General features: G+C 68.6%; 4 protein-coding genes. 2 read left to right on the top strand and 2 right to left on the bottom strand.

What is annotated here, in order from left to right:
• Positions 1-297: sodium transporter (locus E6J59_15095; GenBank protein ID TMB18073.1), on the bottom strand; the 297-nt coding region annotated here is incomplete at its 3' end.
• Positions 294-2594 carry a hypothetical protein gene (locus E6J59_15090; GenBank protein TMB18072.1) on the bottom strand — a complete coding sequence of 767 codons (2301 nt, stop codon included), beginning with the start codon at positions 2592-2594 and terminating at the stop codon, positions 294-296. The genes E6J59_15090 and E6J59_15095, both read right to left, overlap by 4 nt.
• 97 nt (positions 2595-2691) lie before the next feature.
• Here E6J59_15090 and E6J59_15085 point away from each other — a divergent pair, with 97 nt between their 5' ends.
• Positions 2692-3060 (top strand): hypothetical protein, encoded by a 369-nt coding sequence (locus E6J59_15085; GenBank protein ID TMB18071.1) that lies wholly within the window; start codon positions 2692-2694, stop codon positions 3058-3060.
• Positions 3060-3305: a hypothetical protein gene (locus tag E6J59_15080; protein TMB18070.1), complete on the top strand. Its 246-nt coding sequence runs from the start codon at positions 3060-3062 to the stop codon at positions 3303-3305. The genes E6J59_15085 and E6J59_15080 overlap by 1 nt, the downstream gene beginning before the upstream one ends.
• Positions 3306-3442: the final 137 nt, after the last annotated feature.

Raw genomic sequence — 3442 nt, 5'->3', positions numbered from 1 at the left:
ATAGAACGGCGTGAACAACCAGCCCAAGAGCAGCAGGATGAGGCAGGCGAGCCACTCGAAGTGGCCCACCGCGAGCCCGCTCGCCGCCCCGGTGCCCGCGAGACCGACCAGATGCTCGCTCCCGATGTTCGAGGCGAACAGGCTCGCCCCCACCGCGAACCAGCCTACATCCCGGCTGGCCAGGAAATAGTCGGCACTCACGTTCTTCTCGCGCCGCGCGGCCCAGTACCCGATCCCCAACAGCACCACGAAGTAGCCGGCGATCACGAGGAGGTCGAACAGGTGGAGGTTGCTCATGGCGTCTCGGTGTTGAGGAGGTATTGAACGGCCAGGTCGGTGAGGCTCCACAGCTGCACGTCCGAGCTGGTGCCGTAACGCGATGGAACCAGTCGGCCGTTCTCGATGGCATAGCTCCACAATTCGGCATGCCGCAGTCCGGAACGATCCACGGCGTCTGTGATGCGGTGCAGCGCGTCGCCCAGGGGCGCAGCATGCTGCGCCCCTACATCACCGGCCGGGAGCTGCCGCGCCAGGCCCGCGAGCAGTGCGTTCACGTCGCGGCCCCACACGACGGTCGGAGAGTGATACCGATCCCGGCGAAACGCCTCCCACACGTCGCGGGGGGCGTAGGCATCGTTCGCAACCACGGGACCGAGCGCGTCCACGAACAGCCCCCAGGGGTGCGGCAGCATGATCGGCCCGATCAGCTCGAGCGTCCGATCGGGGCCGAGCGAGTCGACGAGCAGTAGCATCGCGGGATCGGTGTTGACGATCGGGATGGGCCGCCCGGCCCCATCGAGCGAGAGAGCGAGAAACCGCAGCGTGTCCGCGGGAGTACCCGTCCGTTGCGCGACGTTGTTCCAGTACTCCCCTTCCGCTGGCGGCAGCCACCGCAACCGGGCGGCGACGCGCTCGCTCACATCCTTCGGCGCGAGCGCCACCCGGAAGTGGCGTTCGGCACCCTTCCAGGTAGTCACCGCCCGTTGCAGGGCCGCGCGGTCGCGCGCGAACGTGGCGAGCGGCTGCTCGCGAATCACCGGTGTGACGCCCAGCTGCTTGAGCGCATCGAGGATCGTTCCCACCGCCTCCAGCGCGTGGGGCACCCAGATGACGTTCACATCCATGGCGAAGCGGCCACCCCCGTAGCCCGCACGGCTGTCGCGCCAGCTCGCCGAGATCCAGTGACCGTCGGGTGCCCGCGGGAAGCTCGCCAGGTTCGTCGCCACCGGGTCGCGTGCGTAGGGGGCTGCCTTGCGCACGACGAACGCCAGGTTCGAAACCAGTCGTGCCAGGTGCTGCCCGGTGCGCAGGAAATCCCGCTTGCGATCGGCCGAGACGCGCGGGTCGGCGAGATAGCGCGCGGCGACGACGGGCAGCTGGAAATCGTCGTCCACCATGATGTAGTTCTCGCGTGTGACCGCGAGATGTGCGAGCAGCGCGCGAGCGGGTGCCAGCTGGCCCGCGGATACGAGGCGATTGTACTCGGCCGCGTTTTCGCGGATCGCCTGGCCGCCCAAGGCCTCCTCATGGCTCACGTCCCCCGTCGGCGACAGCTTGCCGAGGGCGCTCGCCACTACGTGCTCCGACATGGCCGGCGCCCACACCGGCTGCATCAGCAGCGCCGTCATGAGCATGTCGCGGCCGAAGTAGGTGGCGAAGTTCGGGAGTCCCGCCATCAGTTTCTCGCGGTAGCTCAGGAGCTCGACGCCCCGCACCTCGCGCTCGAGCCGCCTGAAGCGCAGCGGATGGGCGCTGTCGGCACGGACCTGGGCGGCGAAGCGCTGGAAGTCCTCGTTGAAGATCTCCGCGCGCCCGAGGGGCACCAGCGCCGGCGCGTCGGTCCTCACGCGCACGGTCAGGCGCACCGGGCCCCCGGCCGGCCGTCGGACCGTGACGGTGCTCCCGGAAAGCGTGGGAACAGTTTCCCGCGCGTCGCCCTCGAGCGCCAGCCAGAGATGATTCTTGCCGTCGAAGCTCTCCTGCTCCACCCGGACAACCCAGACCGTGTCTCCGAGCTTCGCGGTAACGCGGGGGAGGAGCCTGGCGCGCAGCGCGTCGATGGTCTTGAGGCCGAGCAGCGACAGGTGACGGGCTCGTTCCGGCGTTTTGAGCTTCGCGATGTGGTCGATCAGCTCCGCCAGCTCCGACTGCGGAAATGCGGGTGTGCCGAGGGACAGCGAGTCGCGACCTGCATACTGGAAATCCCGCTCTACCCGCATGGAGCCGAGCAAGAAGAGGCCAACTCTGACCGTGGAAGGGAGCTCCAGGGCATAGGACACGGAGCGCGTGTGGGCCGATCCCGTTACGACGGCGCCGGCAGAGCCCCAGGCCAGCTCGGCGGGCCTCCCGCTCGAGTCACGGACGGTGAAGCCCACGCTCTCGTTGGCCCCATCGGCCCACAGGTTCACCACGCGTCCGGTGTTGCCTTTCAGGTAGACCTGGAACCCGTTATGGCTCGCGTCCTGGTAGACGCGCGTGGCATAGCCCTCGTAAGCGGCGGGTTCGTCGAGCCCAGGGTCCGGGAAGGCGAGATACGGCGGCACGGTGTCCTGCGTGGCCGTCTGGGCCACGAGTAGGAACGCGAGCAGGCTCATGGGCGGCGGAATCGTACGCCATGGAGAGGGGTTCCGCCACCCGGGGCCGGGCGGCGGCCCTCTTGACGACCAGTTGCCTCGTACCCATGCTAGCCGCATGGGCAACGGAACGGGGCGCTACGCCGCTCTGACCAAGCGACTCATCGACAGCGTGCTCGGCACACCCGGCCACACTACCACCGAGTTGCGCCGCGCGGTGCTCGCGCGGGCATTCGGTCCTCCTTCGTCTCCCCTCTCCGGAACGGAGAGGGAGACAGGGGGTGAGGACATCCCGCCCGACCTCGCCGGCTACGTCGACAAGGTGGCCCTGCACGCCTACAAGGTCACGGACGAGGACCTCGTCGCGCTCAAGCGGGCCGGCAACTCCGACGACCTCCTCTTCGAGGTGACGGTATCCGCGGCGCTCGGCGCCGCCGTGGGCCGACTCCAGCGCGGGCTCAGCGCGCTCCGTGGCGAGGAACCCTGATGCGCTTGCACGCCGTCGAGCACGGCCACCGACTGACGGAGCGCCTGAAGCTCATGCTCATCCGCGTGGTGAGTTTGCGCCGCGTTCCCGACGTGGTAAAGACGCTGTTCTACCGGCCGGAATTCTTCGGCCGCCCGATGTGCGACTGGACGCAAGCGGTGATGCGCGGGCCCTCATCGTGGAGCGTGGGCGAGCGGGAGCTGTTTGCCGCGTTCACCTCACGCCTGAACCAATGTCTATTCTGAACCGGTGCGCACGGCGCGGTCGCGTCGCTGGCCCTGAAGCACGAGGGGAAGAACGACAAGCTGGTCGAGGCGGTGCTGGCGGACTGGCGTACGGCGCCGCTCGACCCGAAGCTGCGTGCCACGCTCGGCTTCCTCGA

This window comes from Deltaproteobacteria bacterium (assembly GCA_005879795.1).
In the GTDB taxonomy this organism is placed as follows: Bacteria; Desulfobacterota; Binatia; order DP-6; family DP-6; genus DP-6.
The sequence above is the reverse complement of the archived record's forward strand: the minus strand, read 5'-3'. Positions and strand labels throughout refer to the sequence as shown.